General features: G+C 63.4%; 18 protein-coding genes. 13 read left to right on the forward strand and 5 right to left on the reverse strand.

Annotated features, from left to right (window positions below):
- Window positions 1-138: 138 nt before the first annotated feature.
- Genes CSE6_RS05720 through CSE6_RS05735 form a run of 4 tightly spaced genes read left to right on the forward strand, consistent with a single transcriptional unit; the run spans window position 139 to window position 3,079 of the window.
- Window positions 139-750: a LysE family translocator gene (locus CSE6_RS05720; protein ID WP_003065281.1), complete on the forward strand. Its 612-nt coding sequence runs from the start codon at window positions 139-141 to the stop codon at window positions 748-750.
- A 12-nt stretch (window positions 751-762) separates the two neighbouring features.
- Window positions 763-1,533, forward strand: a complete 771-nt coding sequence (locus CSE6_RS05725; RefSeq protein WP_003059963.1) for a ParA family protein — start codon at window positions 763-765, stop codon at window positions 1,531-1,533.
- A gap of 52 nt (window positions 1,534-1,585) precedes the next feature.
- Window positions 1,586-2,134, forward strand: coding sequence for an alpha/beta hydrolase (locus tag CSE6_RS05730; protein WP_059440065.1), 549 nt, complete (start codon window positions 1,586-1,588; stop codon window positions 2,132-2,134).
- Between the two features lie 15 nt (window positions 2,135-2,149).
- Window positions 2,150-3,079: a ParB/RepB/Spo0J family partition protein gene (locus CSE6_RS05735; RefSeq protein WP_012836560.1), complete on the forward strand. Its 930-nt coding sequence runs from the start codon at window positions 2,150-2,152 to the stop codon at window positions 3,077-3,079.
- A 65-nt stretch (window positions 3,080-3,144) separates the two neighbouring features.
- Here the strand turns inward: CSE6_RS05735 and CSE6_RS05740 are convergent, their stop codons facing one another.
- Window positions 3,145-3,918: a class II aldolase/adducin family protein gene (locus CSE6_RS05740; protein WP_059440066.1), complete on the reverse strand. Its 774-nt coding sequence runs from the start codon at window positions 3,916-3,918 to the stop codon at window positions 3,145-3,147.
- 86 nt (window positions 3,919-4,004) lie between these two features.
- Here CSE6_RS05740 and CSE6_RS26000 point away from each other — a divergent pair, with 86 nt between their 5' ends.
- Complete coding sequence (locus CSE6_RS26000; protein WP_193751093.1) at window positions 4,005-4,181, forward strand: hypothetical protein; 177 nt, start codon at window positions 4,005-4,007, stop codon at window positions 4,179-4,181.
- Here CSE6_RS26000 and CSE6_RS05745 read toward each other — a convergent pair.
- Together CSE6_RS05745 and CSE6_RS05750 are read right to left on the reverse strand one after the other, a co-directional pair.
- Window positions 4,174-5,460: a M20/M25/M40 family metallo-hydrolase gene (locus CSE6_RS05745; protein WP_059440067.1), complete on the reverse strand. Its 1,287-nt coding sequence runs from the start codon at window positions 5,458-5,460 to the stop codon at window positions 4,174-4,176. The two genes, CSE6_RS26000 and CSE6_RS05745, sit on opposite strands and share 8 nt — an antisense overlap.
- Before the next feature lie 212 nt (window positions 5,461-5,672).
- Window positions 5,673-6,950: an MFS transporter gene (locus tag CSE6_RS05750; protein WP_059440068.1), complete on the reverse strand. Its 1,278-nt coding sequence runs from the start codon at window positions 6,948-6,950 to the stop codon at window positions 5,673-5,675.
- Window positions 6,951-7,027: 77 nt separating this feature from the next.
- On the opposite strand from CSE6_RS05750, the gene CSE6_RS05755 reads away from it, so the two are divergent.
- The 5 genes from CSE6_RS05755 (at window position 7,028) to CSE6_RS05775 (ending at window position 10,857) form a co-directional block, all read left to right on the forward strand.
- On the forward strand, window positions 7,028-7,909 hold the full coding sequence (locus CSE6_RS05755; protein ID WP_059440069.1) for a helix-turn-helix domain-containing protein: 882 nt from the start codon (window positions 7,028-7,030) through the stop codon (window positions 7,907-7,909).
- A 118-nt stretch (window positions 7,910-8,027) separates the two neighbouring features.
- Window positions 8,028-8,588: an RNA polymerase sigma factor gene (locus tag CSE6_RS05760; protein WP_012836565.1), complete on the forward strand. Its 561-nt coding sequence runs from the start codon at window positions 8,028-8,030 to the stop codon at window positions 8,586-8,588.
- A complete protein-coding gene (locus tag CSE6_RS05765) occupies window positions 8,585-9,172 on the forward strand; it encodes a hypothetical protein (protein ID WP_034382659.1) in 588 nt (195 codons plus the stop codon). The genes CSE6_RS05760 and CSE6_RS05765 overlap by 4 nt, the downstream gene beginning before the upstream one ends.
- Window positions 9,173-9,220: 48 nt before the next feature.
- Window positions 9,221-10,432 carry a sulfite oxidase gene (locus CSE6_RS05770; RefSeq protein ID WP_034406668.1) on the forward strand — a complete coding sequence of 404 codons (1,212 nt, stop codon included), beginning with the start codon at window positions 9,221-9,223 and terminating at the stop codon, window positions 10,430-10,432.
- A gap of 89 nt (window positions 10,433-10,521) precedes the next feature.
- Window positions 10,522-10,857, forward strand: a complete 336-nt coding sequence (locus CSE6_RS05775) for a cytochrome c (protein ID WP_034406672.1) — start codon at window positions 10,522-10,524, stop codon at window positions 10,855-10,857.
- 6 nt (window positions 10,858-10,863) lie between these two features.
- Here CSE6_RS05775 and CSE6_RS05780 read toward each other — a convergent pair whose 3' ends face one another.
- Entirely contained in the window at window positions 10,864-11,616 is a 753-nt protein-coding gene (locus tag CSE6_RS05780; protein ID WP_059440070.1) for a class I SAM-dependent methyltransferase, read from the reverse strand.
- Between the two features lie 197 nt (window positions 11,617-11,813).
- Between CSE6_RS05780 and CSE6_RS05785 the strand changes: the two genes are divergently transcribed.
- On the forward strand, window positions 11,814-12,416 hold the full coding sequence (locus tag CSE6_RS05785; protein ID WP_003065258.1) for a tetratricopeptide repeat protein: 603 nt from the start codon (window positions 11,814-11,816) through the stop codon (window positions 12,414-12,416).
- Between the two features lie 47 nt (window positions 12,417-12,463).
- Window positions 12,464-13,291 (forward strand): hypothetical protein, encoded by an 828-nt coding sequence (locus CSE6_RS05790; RefSeq protein WP_003065256.1) that lies wholly within the window; start codon window positions 12,464-12,466, stop codon window positions 13,289-13,291.
- Between the two features lie 84 nt (window positions 13,292-13,375).
- On the opposite strand, the gene CSE6_RS05795 is transcribed toward CSE6_RS05790, so the two are convergent.
- On the reverse strand, window positions 13,376-14,803 hold the full coding sequence (locus CSE6_RS05795; protein ID WP_059440071.1) for an FAD-binding oxidoreductase: 1,428 nt from the start codon (window positions 14,801-14,803) through the stop codon (window positions 13,376-13,378).
- 299 nt (window positions 14,804-15,102) lie between these two features.
- Between CSE6_RS05795 and CSE6_RS05800 the strand changes: the two genes are divergently transcribed.
- Window positions 15,103-16,101 carry a tripartite tricarboxylate transporter substrate binding protein gene (locus tag CSE6_RS05800; RefSeq protein WP_059440072.1) on the forward strand — a complete coding sequence of 333 codons (999 nt, stop codon included), beginning with the start codon at window positions 15,103-15,105 and terminating at the stop codon, window positions 16,099-16,101.
- Window positions 16,102-16,103 lie beyond the last annotated feature (2 nt).

Consider the following 16,103-nt stretch of genomic DNA (forward strand, 5'->3'; position numbering starts at 1 on the left):
AAAGCTTGGTCGGGCACTTTGTTTCCAAGGGGAGCAAAGTGCCTTTTTACATACTGTGTCAGGCAACATCTGTGCAATGCAGATGCGTCGGTCACGGCCCTCGCATAAACTTGCTGTTTTCCATCGCGCAGGGTTTGAATGTTTGGCATCTCTGATTACGGCGCTTTTGCAGCCGCCGTTACCGTCTTCTTGCTGATCCCTGGACCAGGCAATCTGGCCTTGATTACTTCCACGGGCAAGGGCGGATGGAGGGCCGGTGTCGCCTGCTGCCTGGGTGTGATGGCTGCCGACCAGGTGCTGATGTGGCTGGCTGTAGCCGGCGTGGCTGCGGTGCTGGCAGCCTATCCGGCGGCCTTCCATGCCGTGCAATGGGTGGGTGCGGCCTATCTGGCCTGGCTGGGCTACAAGCTGCTCACGGCCAAGCCTGGCGATGCGCCGGCCATTGAAATCCAGCCGCGCCAGTATTTCCGCCAGGGTGCTTTGATCACCCTGATGAACCCCAAGGCCATCGTGTTCTACATGGCCTTCTTTCCCATGTTCGTGGACCCGGCCCGGCATCAGGGCGCCATCACCTTTGGTGTGATGGCAGCCACGGTGGCGGCAATTACCTTTATCTACAGCGTCATCGTGGTGATGCTGACCACGGTGCTGGCAGAGCGCTTGCGTGCCAACCCGGCCGTGGTGAAGTGGCTGGAAAAAACAGCCGGTGTGTTTCTGATCGGTTTTGGCCTCAAGCTGGCCGCCAACTAAAAGAGAAGTTCAATGGCCAAAATTTTCTGCGTTGCCAATCAAAAGGGTGGAGTGGGCAAGACCACGACCACGGTCAATCTTGCAGCCGGTCTGGCCAAGGTCGGCCAGCGTGTGCTGCTGATCGACCTGGACCCCCAGGGCAATGCCACCATGGGCTCCGGCGTGGACAAGCGCGCGCTGGAGTTGACGGTTTACGATGTGCTGCTGGAAAACGCCAGCGTCAAGGAAGTGGCCCAGAAGTCCGAGCAGGTCGGCTATGACGTGCTGGGCGCCAACCGCGAGCTGTCGGGTGCCGAGATCGAGCTGGTCTCGCTGGAGCGCCGCAACGAGCGCCTCAAGACCGCTCTGCAGGCCGTGGCCGCCGACTACGACTTCGTGCTGATCGACTGCCCGCCTTCGCTGTCCATGCTGACCCTGAACGGTCTGTGCTCGGCGCATGGCGTGATCGTGCCCATGCAGTGTGAATACTTTGCACTGGAAGGCCTGACCGATCTGGTCAATACCATCAAGCAGGTGCATGCCAATATGAATCCCGACTTGCAGATCATCGGTCTGCTGCGCGTGATGTTCGATCCGCGCACTACGCTGCAGCAGCAGGTCAGCGACCAGCTCAAGGAGCATTTCGGCGACAAGGTGTTCGATACCGTGATTCCGCGCAATGTGCGCCTGGCCGAAGCCCCCAGCTACGGCCTGCCCGGCGTGGTGTTCGATGCCTCGGCCAAGGGCAGCAAGGCCTTTGTCGAGTTCGCCGAAGAGATGGTGCGCCGCATCAAGAAAATGTGAGTGTTTCACGTGAAACAGCTCCCAGTCTCCCATCCAGCCATCGCCAACCGTCATGACCTCTGAAGCACTGAACCCGCAGCATGTCTGGCTGCTGCCCGGCTGGCAGAACTCCGATCCCGGCCACTGGCAGAGTCTGTGGCAGGACCGGTATGGCTACCAGCGGCTGGAGCAGCATAGCTGGCAGCATCCGCTGCGCGGCGACTGGAGCATTCGCCTGCAGGAAACCGTGCTCGACGCTCCGGCTCCCGTCACCCTGGTGGCGCACAGCCTGGGCTGCGTGCTGGTGTCCTGGTGGGCGGCACATTCTCAGGTTGCCAGGAGCAAGGTGCGCGCAGCTTTGCTGGTGGCACCCGGCGACACCGAGCAGGAGAGTCTGCGCGGCGTCCTGCCGGGCTGGTCGCCCGTGCTGCTGCAAAAGCTGCCCTTCCCGTCGATACTGGTGGGCAGCGAGAACGACCCCAATTGCTCTGTAGCGCGCGCGCAGGCCATGGCACAGGGCTGGGGCAGCCGCTTCGTGAATGCGGGCGCCGTAGGCCATATCAACACGGCCAGCGGACTGGGACTGTGGGAAGCCGGGCATGAGCTGCTGCTCTCCCTTTAAAGAAAGAATTCAGCAATGGTGACTAAGAAACCCAAGGGCCTGGGACGAGGTCTGGAAGCCCTGCTGGGCCCCAAGGTCAGTGAAGCAGAGCAGGTCGCTGCGAGCGGGCAGCAGGCCAATCTGCCGAGCAGCCTGGCGCTCAATGTGATGGTGGCCGGCCAGTACCAGCCGCGCACCCGCATGGACGAAGGTGCCTTGTATGAGCTGGCCGAGAGCATCAAGGCCCAGGGCATCATGCAGCCGATTCTGGTGCGCCAGCTCTCCAGGGGCGACAACGCCGGCAAGTACGAAATCATTGCCGGCGAGCGGCGCTTCCGTGCCGCGCATATCGCGGGTCTGTCCGAGGTACCGGTGCTGGTGCGCGAAGTGCCCGACGAGGCCGCTGCGGCCATGGCGCTGATCGAGAACATTCAGCGCGAAGACCTGAATCCGCTTGAAGAGGCGCAGGGGCTGGCCCGCCTGGTCAAGGAGTTCGGCCTGACCCACGAGCAGACCGCGCAGGCCGTGGGCCGCTCGCGCAGCGCCGCCACCAATCTGCTGCGTCTGCTGAATCTGGCCGAGCCCGTGCAGACCATGCTGATGGCCGGCGATATCGACATGGGCCATGCACGGGCGCTGCTGACGTTGGACCGTGCCACCCAGATCACGGCAGGCAACCAGATCGCGGCCAAGAAGATGTCGGTGCGCGAGGCCGAGTCACTGGTCAAGAAGATCGGTGCCGAGTTCAATCTGACGCGCCAGAAGGCCAAGAAGGATGGCAAGTCGCGCGACGTGAAACGCATCGAGGAAGAGTTGTCCGACCTGCTCACGGCCGATGTCGAGGTGCGCATCAAGAAGACCGTGCGCCGTCACGGCAAGCAGCAGGAAATGGGCGAGATCGCCATCCAGTTCGGTTCTCTGGAGGAGCTCAACGGCATCATCGAAAAGCTTCGCGGCGAAGTCTGATTCTTTGGCCGGAACAAGCGAAAAGAGCATCCAAGGGATGCTCTTTTTTTGTGCGCGCGCAGCGTTCAGCTGCGGTAGCCGGGGTCGATTCTGTCGAGCTTGCGCAGCAGGGCGGGCCAGGCAAACTGGCCGCCCATGCCGCCGGTCTGTACCTTCATGGCATGGGTGATGCCCTGCAGGATCTGCGGGTCGACCTCGGTGAGTTCGGCGCCGCCGGACTGGGCAGAGATCTGGATCTGGCAGGCGGACTCGAAGACGTACATGGACAGAAAGGCGTCGGCAATCGTGGGGCCGCAGGTCAGCAGACCGTGGTTGCGCAGCATGAGGAAGTTGGCCTCGCCCATGTCGGCCAGCAGGCGCGGCTTCTCGTCCTCGCGAAAGGCCACGCCCTCGTAGACGTGATAGGCCAGGGACCCCAGGACAAAGGTGCTTTGCTGGCTGATGGGCAGCAGACCTTGCTTCTGGGCTGCCACGGCCACGCCGGCACGCGTGTGGGTGTGGATCACGCATTGCGCATCGGCGCGGGCCTCGTGCACGGCGCTGTGGATGACGAAGCCGGCCGGGTTCACGGGGAAGGGCGAGTCCATGAGCTTGTTGCAGCCCAGGTCCACCTTGATCAGCGAGGAGGCCGTGATCTCGTCAAACATCAGCCCGTAGGGGTTGATGAGAAAGTGATGCCCTGGGCCCGGCAGCCGTGCGCTGATGTGGGTAAAGACCAGATCGCTCCAGCCGTACAGTGCCACCAGCCGGTAGCAGGCGGCCAGATCCACGCGCAGCTGCCACTCTTCGGGGCTGACCAGATGCTGCACGCTGGGGATGTTCAAGGGCTCTTGGCTCACGGGCGACTCTCCTTCATCGTTGATGAGATGAATGTAGAGACTCGCGCGGCAGCGGTCTGTTGGCTAGGCGACAGAACCCTGGAAACATGGGCGAGGCCAATTCGGATCAGGTGCTTTGGCAATGCCCGTGGCAACTGTTGCCCAGCGTTCGAGAAATAAAAAAACAGGAGCTTGCAGCGCAAGCTCCTGTTGATTTTCAGATCGCTTCTGTACGAAAACTGAAGCAGATCAGGCGAAAGCCGCTATCAAAAGCGCTTACTTGATCTGGCCGCGCGACAGGTCCTGGATCATGCGGGCGGCCAGATACAGGCGCGGTGCGATGGTGTTGATCTGCACGTATTCGGCATCGTTGGAATGCGCGCCATAGCCCGACAGGCCGAAGCCCTCGATCACGCCGCCCTTGGCCTTGAGGGCCGCGAAAGCCGCATCCGTGCCGCCGCCCGTGGCCTTGTCCATGACCTTCATGGGCAGCTTCAGCTCCTGCTCATAAATGCCCTGGGCATGGGCGGCCAGCTTGCGTGCCGTGGCATTGGCTTCCAGCGGCGGGCGGCGCACTTCGAATTTCAGTTCCACCTTGCTGGCGGGGAGCAGCTTGTTGCCGATCTTGTCCTGCATGGCTTTTTCCAGCGCCGTGAAGTCGGCCACGCGCAGCGCGCGGGCATCGGCCTGGGCCGTGGCTTCGGCGGGAACCACATTGCGGTTGGTGCCGGCCTTGGACACCGTCCAGTTGAGTTTGAGGCCGTCCTGGGGCTGGGACAGATCCTTCATCTGCAGCAGCTGGTGCGACATCTCGTACAGCGCATTCACGCCGTCCTCGGGCTTGGCGCCCGCATGCGATGCCTTGCCCGTGACCTTGAGGTAGGCGGCGCCGATGCCGCTGGTGGCCAGGCGCAGGCTGCCGTCGGTGCCGCCGCCTTCAAAGCTGAACACGGCGTCCTGCTCGGCCCCCAGGCGGGTGATGGTGCTGCGTGCTCCGGGTGAGCTGATTTCCTCGTCGCCGTTGATCAGCACCGTGAGCGTACCGTAGTCCTCGATGCCCAGCTTCTTGAGCAGGGGCACGATATGCATGATCAGGGCCACACCCTGCTTGTCGTCGGCAATGCCCAGGCCATAGGCCTTGTCGCCGTCGATGCGAAAGGGCTGGTCCTTGAGCATGCCGGGCAGATAGACGGTGTCCATATGCGCAATCAGCATGATGCGGCTGCTGCCCTTGCCCTTGAATTCGGCATGCACCATGGGGCCGACTTTCTCGGGCGTGTCATCGAGGCGGTAGATGTCGCTGGGCTCGATCACCTCGACCTTGCCGCCCTGCGCGCGCAGCTTGCCGGCGATGTACTCGGCGATCTTCTTCACGCCCGCCACATCCTTGCTGCCGGACTCGATGTGCACCAGATCGCGCAGCGTATCCAGATAGGGCTGCTGCTCCTTTTTCGCATGCTCCAGCCATTCGGCCTGAGGGGCAGCCTGGGCAGAGCCGAAGGACAGCACCAGGGCCAGGGGCAGGGCGCGCAGCAAAGGGGCAGAGGGCGTGTTCCAACGCATAGAAATTCTCCTTGGGGGGGCGGGCCGCTCCCGGATAGGGCCGCGGCAGGAAAGCGGCGTGATGCGCCGCTGAGGGAATTCAGCTTAGCAGCCGTGTTTGCGGCCTCCGGGCTGCCGACCTAGGGATAAATACCAGGGTAACTTGATCTCTCGCGCCGACAAAAAAGCCCTGCAGCTTGCGCGGGCAGGGCTTGGTGGGTTGCGCCGTTTGCTCAGGCCGCCGCCAGATGGGATTTGGTCTTTTTGCTCACACCGTCGCCGACGATGACGGCCGAGACCACCGACAGTACAAGCGCAATTGCCGAGCCGTAGAACACTGCGTTGGTCATCTGGTGGTCCAGCATGTAGCCGAAGACCGGCGCCGCCAGGCAAAAGCCCAGATCCAGGCCCGAATACACCGTGCCGTAGACGCGGCCCGTGGCGCCGGGGGGCGCTGCGCGCTTGATCAGCATGTCGCGCGAGGGGCCGGCCAGGCCCGTGCCCAGACCGGCGACTGAGGCCACGACCACCGCCACCATGCCGGGCAGCCAGCCCGTTCCGACGACAAACAGCAACAGGCCCGAGCCCAGCATGCAGATGGAGATCACCTTTTCCAGCCGCTGCACGCGGCCGACCAGAAAGCCGCCCACGACCATGCCGGCAGCGCCGCACAGCATATAGCCGGTGACGATCAGCGCCGTCACGGAAAGCGGCAGGCCGTACATGGATTGCAGGGCCGGGCTGGCAAAGCTCTGAATGGCACTGAGCGCGCAGGTGCTCCAGAAGAAGAAGGAAAAGCACAGCCACACCGATGGCAGCTTCATGAAGGCCATGGGGTGTTCCTGAGGTGCGGCAATGGCTCCGGCGGCCGGCTTGGAGGCAGCTCCGGCGGATTCGGCGCGATCATCGAGCGCGTCGCGGTTGAAGACCATGATGGCCAGCACCACGGCTGCGCAGAGGGCTCCGCCCAGGCAGGCCAGGCGCCAGGAGCCCGTGGCCGTGGTGATGCCCGCCATGAACAGCGGCGCCAGCGCCCAGCCTAGGTTGCCGGACAGGCCATGTACCGAGAACGCATGGCCTATGCGCTGCTGCGACACGCGCTTGTTGAGGATGGTGAAGTCAACGGGGTGGAAGGGCGCATTGCCCAGGCCCGCAAAAAAGGAGGCAGCCAGCAGCATGCTGTAGCCTTGGGCCGTGCTGGCAATCAGGCCTGCCACCACAAAGCTGCCGAGGGCGGCAAACAGAATCGGGCGTGCGCCAAAGCGGTCCACCGCAAAGCCGGCCAGTGCCTGGCCGGTGCCGGAAACAATGAAGAACAGCGAGACCATGACGCTGAGCTCGGCATAGCTGTAGCCGAAGTCCTTGATCAGCCAGGGAAACAACGGCGGCAGCAGCAGATGGAAGAAATGCGACGAGCCATGGGCCAGACCGATGAGGCTGATGGTGCGCGCGTCACTGCGCAGTGTCTCTGGCGCCTGGTTTTGAGGTGTTGTGGAGGCAGGGCGGTTCATATGTCGCATCTTAGGCAGACTGCTCGCGTCTTGTATGCGATAGTCTGCCAATTGCTATCGCAAGCCAGCCAACCATCATGTCCAGCCTCCACGACCCCGAGCCCCTGCGCGCAGGCAAGGCCAGCGCCTATGTGGAGACGCTGACACCCCATCTCTACATACCCACGGCACAGCGTCCGGTGCGGGCCAAATGCCGCTGGCTGGAGGCCGACACCCAGGTCAAGCCGCACCGTCATCCCTGGGGGCAACTGGCCATCTCCACCACGGGCACCATACGCCTGACGGTAGCGCAGGGCACCTATATCGTGCCGCCCTCGCGCGTGCTGTGGGTGCCGCCGGGCATGGAGCATGCCGTGACCATGGTGGAAAGCGCCGATCTGCGCACCTTGTACTTCTTTCAGACCCAGGGGCGTTGCGGCCCCGATGTGGCCCCCGGCGAAGAGGCTGCCTGGCGCCAGTGCCGGGTGCTCAATGCCTCGGATCTGCTGCGCGCCGTGGTGCGCGAGCTGCCCACGCTGCCCGATGACAGCCAGCAACTGTGCGAGCAGGACAGGGCACGCGAGCACCATCTGAGCCAGCTGCTGCTCGACGAGCTGCGCCGTGCCAGTGCCGTGCAGCTGGGCGTGAACCTGCCCCAGGACAAGCGCTTGCGCCAGCTCTGCGAGGCCGTGCTGGCCGATCCCACGCGCAACGAAACGCTGGAGGACTGGGCGCGCGATACCGGGGCCAGTCCGCGCACGGTGGCGCGACTGTTTCGCCAGCAACTGGAATGCAGTTTTACCCAGTGGCGCCAGCAGGTGGTGCTGGCCCATGCCGTCAGCCTGGCAGCGCGCAACTGGCCGATTCAGCGCATTGCGGCCGAGCTGGACTACAGTCCCAGCGCCTTCAGCGCCATGGTGCGCCGCACGGTGGGTATGCCTCCGGCACAATTTTTCGGCATGCATGCACAAAATGTATAGCTGCTAGCGCTTTGTACAAAAGGGTTTGAGGCTATTTTTGTTATTTTGAGGGGCGGAGCCTCAAACAATATTTGCAGCGGCATGGAATGAAAGCTGCAAACCTGCGCTCTTTAGCACCATGATCTTCTCCGCCGAGTCGCGCTACAACCAGTGGGTGCGCGAGCACTACCGCTTTTTGCTGCGCAGCGCCTGGGCGCTGACGGGCTCTCGCGCCACGGCCGAGGATGTGGTGCAGGATTGCTTCACCAGCGCCTGGCGCTTTCGCCACCAGCTGCGCGACCAGAGCATGGCCAGGGCCTGGCTGTTCCAGATCATGCGCCGCCATGCCTTCAGGCACTTCGATCCTGTGCAATCGCAGACCGAGTCTCTGGATGAAGCCTGCGAGCAAGGCGTGAATCATCACGATGCACTCGATGCGCAGCTGGACGTGGTCAAGGCGCTGAGCCGCATTGCCCCCATCCATCGTGAAGTGCTGGTGCTTTACTACTTTGACGACATGCCCACGGCCCAGATGGCCGAGGCGCTGGATATTGCACCGGGCACCGTGCTCTCTCGCCTGGCGCGGGCACGTGAAGCGCTCAAGACGGCACTGCAGGAGCCGGCGCGCCATCCCGCCGGTGCCGCCACTGAATCTTCTGCAGCTGCCAGCGTGATACCGCTGAGAAAGCGCGCACCATGAAACACCAAGACCGCCCCGAAGACACCGATTTCGACCTGCGTGCCCGTGCCGAGCTGGCGCTGGCTTTCGAGCCCGGCGAGCCGCCGGCCCATTTGCTGCGCCACACGCCATGGCATGCCCGTCGTGGCCTGCAGGCGCTGTGTGCCGCAGTGATCGTCGGCAGCGTCGCTGCGGGCAGCGTGCTGAGCCTGCGCCCACCGCAGATGGTGCGCTCGGCCATCGAGCATGAGTATTACGAGCGCACGCTGCGTGGTCAGTTCATCCCGGAGGCCGAGATTGCCAGGCATATGGACTGGCCTGTCGACCAGAAGCTGCCTGGTTATACCCAGCTCATGCGGCCCTGCGACATCGACGGCAGTCGCGCCTATCACCTGACCACTTTCTTTGAAAAAGGCGGCATCGTTACCGTGCTGGCCTTCGAGCAGCCCCAGCGGATGGCCGACGGCCAGGGCTGGTGGGCCAACAGCTACTGGAAGGTGGTGCGTTCGAGAGAAGGCCGTCCGCTGGTGCTGATCGCACAGAAGAAACAGGCTCTGGCCGTGGCATCGCGCGCTCTGGGGGCCCCTGAGAAAGTCGATGGCTGAACCGGATTTTTCGCTCTGATCATTCACCAAAATTACCAAGGAGACCCCATGCAACAACCCACCTCTCTGCCACGTCGCCGCCTGCTCGCCGGTAGCGCCAGCGCGCTGGCTGCAGCCGGTCTGGCAAGCTTCCAGAGCCAGGCCATGGCACAGGCCGCTGCACCCGCAGCCAAGCCTCTACCCGGCTATGCCGGCTTCAAGAATGCCGATGCCGTGATCGTGCACAGCTCCACCACCATCGAGACCAAGCGCAGCGCGTTTGGCTCCAGCGTGGTCACGCCCACCAACCAGCTCTATGTGCGCAACAACCTGCCCACGCCTTCCGAGTCCATCGTGGCCGATCGCGATGCATGGGCGGTGCAGATTGATGGCGTGAAGAAGCCCGCCAAGCTGACCGTTGGCGAGCTCAAGAAGCTGGGCCTGGAAACTGTGACCATGGTGCTGCAATGCTCGGGCAATGGCCGTGCCTTCTTCCCCACCAAGCCCAGCGGCACGCAATGGACCGTAGGCGCTGCAGGCTGCGTGGTCTGGAGCGGCGTGCCAGTGCGTGAGGTGGTCAAGGCCCTGGGCGGCGTGGCCAACGGCATGCTCTACATGACGGGAACGGGCGGAGAGGTGCTGCCCGCAGGACTGGACCCCAAGAGCGTGCTGGTGGAGCGTTCCGTGCCTCTGTCGGCCATGGAGGACGCGCTGCTGGCCTGGGAGATGAACGGCGAGCCCGTGCCTCTGGCCCATGGCGGCCCGCTGCGCCTGATCGTGCCCGGCTACACCGGCGTGAACAACATCAAGTACATCAAGCAGCTGGCCTTTACCGTCCAGGAAAGCGAAGCGCACATCATGTCCCACGGCTACCGCATCTCGCCCCCCGGCAGCAAGGGCGACCCCAGCCAGCCTTCGGTGCAGGAAATGAGCGTCAAGTCCTGGATCAACAGCCCCATCCCCGAAGACGGCAACCAGGCCTCTGGCCTGGTGCAGATTCAGGGCGTGGCCTTCGGCGGCATGAACGCCGTCAAGGGGGTGGAAGTCTCCATCGACGGCGGCAAGACCTGGAAGCAGGCTCGCCTGATTGGCCCCGATATGGGCAAGTACGCCTGGCGCCAGTTCGTGCTGCAGGCACAGCTGCCCAAGGGTACCTACACCCTGGCCAGCCGCGCTACCGACGTCAAGGGCAATGTGCAGCCCGAAACGCGTGGTGAAAACCAGAGCGGCTACAACAACACCAGCTGGGCCGACCACGCCGTGACTGTCACCGTGGCCTGAGTGTCGCAATCACTGCCCATGCCCCGTGCCGGAAGAAGGGACACAGGGCATGGGATCCAACCCCGATGCATCGCATTTCTCCAAGAACAATGATGAAGACAAACCACACCCTCGCTGCCCTGCTCTTGACCGCCCTTGCGGGCACTGCAGCCCACGCCGATCAGGCTGCCCAGATGGCGCGCGGCAAAGAGCTGTTCACCACTGCTGCAGTCCCTGCCTGCGCGGTGTGCCATACCCTCAAGGACGCTGGTGCGGAAGGTGCCATAGGCCCGGTGCTGGACGAGTTGCAGCCCGATGCGGCCCGCGTGGCGCGTGCTCTGAAGGACGGCATCGGCTCCATGCCCTCCTTCAAGGCCACAATGAGCGAAGCCGATATCGCTGCCGTTGCTCTCTACGTGAGCAAGGCCAGCGGCGGAGCCAAATAAAGCGTCTCAGCTGCGTTCTGCGCCATCCAGCGGAATGGCGTAGATCCATACCTTGTGGCGGCTATTGCCTTGCAGGCATGCCGTCGCTTCCACGCCGGGCAGCTGGAAATCCAGGCTCACCAGCCAACTGCCGGGCTGCATCTCGGTGGCAGCCTTGACAGCAGCGCGGCCCATGCTTTCGGGCCGCTGGAACAGATAGACCAACTGATAGCCGCTCCAGTCGGCCAGCCAGATATCGCCACGCCGCACGCGTGCCCAGGGGCAGCGCAGGGCGCTGGCAATCGCCAGTGGCCAGCTCCATTCCAGACCATTGAGGCGGGCCTGCGGCAGCGCGCTGCGCAGTGCGCGCAAGCCATCGCCCATGCCGCAGCCGGCGTCCAGCACCAGCGCCTGCACCGGCAATTGCACGACCTCTGCCAGCCCTTTGAGCGCATTTAACGGCGTTGGAAAGACCGGGGCATCACGCCATGCATTGAGCGGGTAGATCAGCAGCAGCAAGGCCAGAGGCAGCAGCCAGCCCCAGGCGGGCAACTGGCTGGCGCTGAGCACCAGAAACGACAGCGGAAACCCGGCCGCAATGATGAGCCTGCGCCACCAGTTAGGCCCGTAGAGACTGGCCGCCGTGCTGAAGCCGCCGCCGACCAGCAGGGCCAGCCACCAGGGCAGCAGGCGCGCCAGACCCGCAAAAATCACCCAGGCCAGCAGCCAGACGAGCAGTGCAGGCAGAGGCCAGGTCGAGGCAAGCCATTTTTTTGTCATGAGTTTTGAAATGTATCCGTCATACACAGGCTCCACGACACCGAAGTGCAGGCAAGGCCTTGTCGGGATTTTGCATTTTGTGCGGGATACCCCTCTTTGGTGGGGTATGCGTGTTGTCAACTCGTCGTAAAAATTACCGATTTTTGCTTATGTATACTTTTCGGCTTTCAGCGGCCGAGAATTCAGAGGAGACATCCATGCGCCTGCTCGCCCCCACCTTTTCATTGGCGGCTCTTGCATTGACAGCATGCGCGGTACAGACACCGCAGGAGCAGTTGGCACCTGCTTCGCCCACCGTGCGCCTGTGCGAAGGCAATAACTGTTCCGAGCTGCCGCGCAATGTCGCGACTTTCCGTGGCGAGCCCGTCAATCCCGAGGCGGAGCGCCGCCTGGCGGCACTGGTGCAAAAGGCCGAAGCCGATCCTCGCGCAGCCTATGACCTGGGGCTGCGCTATCTGCGCGGCGATGGCGTGGAGCGCAACAGCTATCAGGCCATCGAATGGATGCGCAAGGCCGGCGATGCCGGTAACGGTCAGGCTCAGTTTGCATTGGGCCGTCTGTATCTGCTGGGCTTTGAAGAGATGGGCCCGGACCCCGCCGAAGCCGAGGCCTGGCTGTCGCGTGCTGCCGCCAAGGGCTTCAAGGAAGCCAAGCGCCTGCTGCCCCAGGCGCAAGCCGCCAAACAGAATGCTCATGCACGCTATCAGGCCATCGAGGATGAGCGCAAGTCCTGGAATGGCTGGTATGTGGGCGCGCCCTACTACATGGTATGGGGCTCGTCGGGTTGGTATTACCGCTGAGGCGCTGTGAGCGCTGCAGCATTTTCTATTTTTTTGAAAGCATCACTATGTCCAAGAAGACAACGCTGCGTCTGGCAGCTATCGCATCGGCCCTGGCACTGGGCGGTTGCGTGACCCCCGGCGGCGGCACCATTTCCACGGGTACGGCTCCCACGGCTGCCACTGGCGCAGCGGGCGGCGCAACCAGCGTGAATGCGAACTCTACGCTCGAGCGTTGCGATGCTCCTCTGGGTACGCTGGCCGTGGACGACGGTCGCGGCAAGGAGTGGTATGCGAGCTTTGGCGCCGCCACCAAGATCACGACCATCGAGCCCCTGATCCGTCTGGCCGTGCAGCAGTCCAACTGCTTTGTGATCACCTCCATCGGCAACAACCGCACCGAAAGCAAGATGTCGGCGATCACCGACAAGCAGCGCAACTCCGGTGAATTCCGCGCCGGCTCCAAGCAGCAAAAGGGCCAGCGCGTGGCTGCCGACTACTACATGGAGCCTTCCATCATCATCGACAACGATGCCACCGGTCAGCTGGCTGCGGGCGTGGGCGGTCTGTTCGGCAATGTGGGTACGCTGATCGGCGGTGCCATGCAGAGCAAGGCTTCGGTGGTGACGCTGAGCATGTTCGACATCCGTTCTGGCGTGCAGATCTCCATCTCCGAAGGCAACTCCACAGCCACCAACTTCGGCGCAGCCATGGGCGCGTTCGGTGGTGGCGTGGGCGGTGGTCTGGGCGGCTTCTCGCGCTCACCCGAAGGCAAGGCCACGGTCGCCGCCTTCATGGATGCCTACAACAACATGGTGATCTCGCTGCGCAACTACAAGGCACAGGAAGTCAAGGGCGGCCTGGGTCGTGGCGGTCAGCTCAAGGTCGGCAAGTAAAGCGCCGATCCGAGAACAGAAAAGGGCCTGCAACTGCAGGCCCTTTTTCATGGTTTGCACGTCTTCAGCAAGCGCGAGCGAGGCTCACTGCAGCTGAAAGATCTTGCCCGGGTTCAGGATGTTCTTGGGGTCCAGAGCCTGCTTGATGGCACGCATCATCTGCACCGCACCGGCTCCCACCTCTTCGAGCAAAAAGCCCTGCTTGTGGATGCCGATGCCGTGCTCGCCCGTGCAGGTGCCGCCCAGCGCAATCGCGCGCGCCACCAGCGTGTGGTTGAGTTGCTCGGCCTGCTGACGCTGGGCATCGTTGTCGGGGTCGATCAGATAGCCGAAGTGGAAGTTGCCGTCGCCCACGTGGCCGACCAGGAAGTAGGGGATGCCGCTGGCATCGGCTTCAGTCACGCACTCCAGCAGCGCATCGGCCAGGCGGCTGATGGGCACGCAGGCATCGGTGGTGATGCAGCGGCATCCGGGCACGCTGGAAACGGCTGCGAAATAGGCGTTGTGGCGCGCGGTGAACAGACGCGTACGGTCTTCGGGGCGTTCGGCCCATTCAAAGGCATTGCCGCCGAATTCATGGGCAATGTCCTGAACCATCTCGGCCTGCTCCTTCACGCCGGTGGGGGAGCCGTGGAACTCCATCAGCAGCATGGGCTCTTCACGCAGGGACAGCTTGCTGTAGGCATTGACCATGCGCACGGAGTTCACATCGACCAGTTCCACGCGGGCGATGGGAATGCCCATCTGGATGGTCTGGATCACCGTGTGCACGGCGTTCTCGATGCTGGAGAAAGAGCAGATGGCGGCGCTCACCGCTTCGGGCAGCGGGTAGATGCGCAGCGTGATCTCGGTGAAGATGCCCAGCGTGCCTTCGCTGCCCACCAGCAGGCGGGTCAGGTCGTAGCCGGCGGCGCTCTTCTTGGCGCGGTTGCCTGTGCGCACCACTTCGCCGCTGGCCGTCACTACCTCCAGGGCCAGCACGTTCTCGCGCATGGTGCCGTAGCGCACGGCATTGGTGCCGCTGGCGCGGGTCGAGGTCATGCCGCCAATCGAAGCGTCGGCACCGGGGTCGATGGGAAAGAAGAAGCCGGTGTCCTTGATGGCCTCGTTCAACGCCTTGCGCGTGATGCCGGGTTGCACGGTGATGGTCAGGTCTTCGGTGTTGACCGAGAGCACGCGACTCATGCGGCTGACGTCGATGGTGATGCCGCCTTGCACGGCCAGCAGATGGCCTTCCAGCGACGATCCGGCGCCATAGGCAATCACGGGCACGCCGTACTGGTCGCAGAGCTTGACGGCATCCTGCACGTCCTGGGTGGATTCGGCAAACACCACGGCTGCCGGAGGGGGCGCGGAAATCGCGCCTTCGTCGCGGCCATGCTGCTCGCGCACGGCCAAGGCCGTGGAGCACTGGCCGCCGAAACGTGTTTGCAGAGCCTGCAGAAATTCTTCGGGGATGGGGCGCTGCACGAAATCGGGCTGCAGCGAGGTATGGGCAACAGGTGCGTTCATCGGGGTCTCCAGAGGAGAAAAAGAATACCACCTGGCCCGGTCCGGGCGTGTACGTATTGGGTACTAGGCCATGCCGCTCAAGGTCGCAATCGCTACGCATGGCACATGCCCATTGAAGCTGGCAGAGATCGCGGTTTCGTCGTGGCGCAGCCGTCTGGCGCGGGCACATAGATAAGTTCAGCCCTAGCTAATGAGAAATCAGTGTTTAGGGTTTGCTCCTGGTGTGCCTATATTGGCAAGCCTCATGGCGTGCGCTGCAGAGCTCGCTTCAAACCAAAAGCAGTTCGGAGGGCGGAGCTATGCGCGATAGGGATCGCAGATCATTCATACAGGGGCTGGCCGGGGTGTCGGCGGCAGGCATGCTGGGCGCGGCATGGCATGTGCGTGCGGCGCAGACCCAGGCCTGGCCGGTGCGGCCCATCAAACTGGTCGTGACCTTTCCGCCCGGCGGTTCCAGCGATATCGTGGCCCGGGTGCTGGCTCCCGCGCTGGCCGAGAAGCTGGGCCAGAGCGTGGTCATAGACAACAAGCCCGGTGCGGGCTCGTCGATTGGCGCGCAGATCGTGGCACACAGCGCCAATGATGGCTACACGCTGCTGGTATCGAATTCGGCGGCGCTGTCGATTGCGCCATCGCTGCTGCAAAGCCCTGGCTACGATCCCTTGCGCAGCTTCGAACACCTGGCCTATATCGGCGCCGTGCCCACGGTGTTTGCCGTGCATCCCTCGGTCCCCGCCAACAGCCTGAGCGAGCTGGTGAGCTGGATCAAGGAGCAGCCTGCCCCCGTGGCCTTTGGCAGCGGCGGCGCTGCCTCGGTGGGGCATCTGGTGGGCGAGCAGTTTGCGCAGACGCTCAAGCTGTCCATGAAGCATGTGCCTTATCGCGGTGCCGGTCCCATGCGTGCGGATCTGCTCAGCGGCCATATCAAGCTGGCGATCGACGCCCTGCCGCAGAACATCGCGCTGCACAAGCAGGGCCGGCTCAAGCTGCTGGCACTGACATCGCCACGCCGCGTGGCGCAGGCACCGGCGGTGCCCAGCGTGGCCGAACTGGGGCTGGCGCAGCTGGTCTCCGAAAACTTCGTCGGCATTTCGGCTCCCGCCGGCCTGCCCAGGGCGCTGGCCGAAAGAATCGCCAGCGCGGTGCGGCAGATCAGCGCGCGTCCCGAGTTTGCACAGACGCTCGAAGCCCAGGGATTCGTGACCCGGGATATGGAATCCAAGGCCTTCACCCAGCTGATTGCGGACCAGCATCTGGCCTGGGGAGATATCGCGAAAAAGACAGGTGCAAAACTTTAAGC

The sequence above is a fragment of the Comamonas sp. E6 genome, assembly GCF_001010305.1.
GTDB classification, from domain to species: Bacteria; Pseudomonadota; Gammaproteobacteria; order Burkholderiales; family Burkholderiaceae_C; genus Comamonas; species Comamonas thiooxydans.

What these genes read in the sequence shown, in the direction of transcription:
- CSE6_RS05725 (WP_003059963.1), top strand. Translation starts at nt 763, where the DNA reads ATGGCCAAAATTTTCTGCGTTGCCAATCAAAAGGGTGGAGTGGGCAAG.
- CSE6_RS26000 (WP_193751093.1), top strand. Translation starts at nt 4,005, where the DNA reads ATGGGCGAGGCCAATTCGGATCAGGTGCTTTGGCAATGCCCGTGGCAA.
- CSE6_RS05755 (WP_059440069.1), top strand. Translation starts at nt 7,028, where the DNA reads ATGTCCAGCCTCCACGACCCCGAGCCCCTGCGCGCAGGCAAGGCCAGC.
- CSE6_RS05735 (WP_012836560.1), top strand. Translation starts at nt 2,150, where the DNA reads ATGGTGACTAAGAAACCCAAGGGCCTGGGACGAGGTCTGGAAGCCCTG.
- CSE6_RS05750 (WP_059440068.1), bottom strand. Translation starts at nt 6,950, where the DNA reads ATGAACCGCCCTGCCTCCACAACACCTCAAAACCAGGCGCCAGAGACA.
- CSE6_RS05760 (WP_012836565.1), top strand. Translation starts at nt 8,028, where the DNA reads ATGATCTTCTCCGCCGAGTCGCGCTACAACCAGTGGGTGCGCGAGCAC.
- CSE6_RS05785 (WP_003065258.1), top strand. Translation starts at nt 11,814, where the DNA reads ATGCGCCTGCTCGCCCCCACCTTTTCATTGGCGGCTCTTGCATTGACA.
- CSE6_RS05765 (WP_034382659.1), top strand. Translation starts at nt 8,585, where the DNA reads ATGAAACACCAAGACCGCCCCGAAGACACCGATTTCGACCTGCGTGCC.
- CSE6_RS05800 (WP_059440072.1), top strand. Translation starts at nt 15,103, where the DNA reads ATGCGCGATAGGGATCGCAGATCATTCATACAGGGGCTGGCCGGGGTG.
- CSE6_RS05730 (WP_059440065.1), top strand. Translation starts at nt 1,586, where the DNA reads ATGACCTCTGAAGCACTGAACCCGCAGCATGTCTGGCTGCTGCCCGGC.
- CSE6_RS05775 (WP_034406672.1), top strand. Translation starts at nt 10,522, where the DNA reads ATGATGAAGACAAACCACACCCTCGCTGCCCTGCTCTTGACCGCCCTT.
- CSE6_RS05745 (WP_059440067.1), bottom strand. Translation starts at nt 5,460, where the DNA reads ATGCGTTGGAACACGCCCTCTGCCCCTTTGCTGCGCGCCCTGCCCCTG.
- CSE6_RS05795 (WP_059440071.1), bottom strand. Translation starts at nt 14,803, where the DNA reads ATGAACGCACCTGTTGCCCATACCTCGCTGCAGCCCGATTTCGTGCAG.
- CSE6_RS05720 (WP_003065281.1), top strand. Translation starts at nt 139, where the DNA reads ATGTTTGGCATCTCTGATTACGGCGCTTTTGCAGCCGCCGTTACCGTC.
- CSE6_RS05770 (WP_034406668.1), top strand. Translation starts at nt 9,221, where the DNA reads ATGCAACAACCCACCTCTCTGCCACGTCGCCGCCTGCTCGCCGGTAGC.
- CSE6_RS05790 (WP_003065256.1), top strand. Translation starts at nt 12,464, where the DNA reads ATGTCCAAGAAGACAACGCTGCGTCTGGCAGCTATCGCATCGGCCCTG.
- CSE6_RS05780 (WP_059440070.1), bottom strand. Translation starts at nt 11,616, where the DNA reads ATGACAAAAAAATGGCTTGCCTCGACCTGGCCTCTGCCTGCACTGCTC.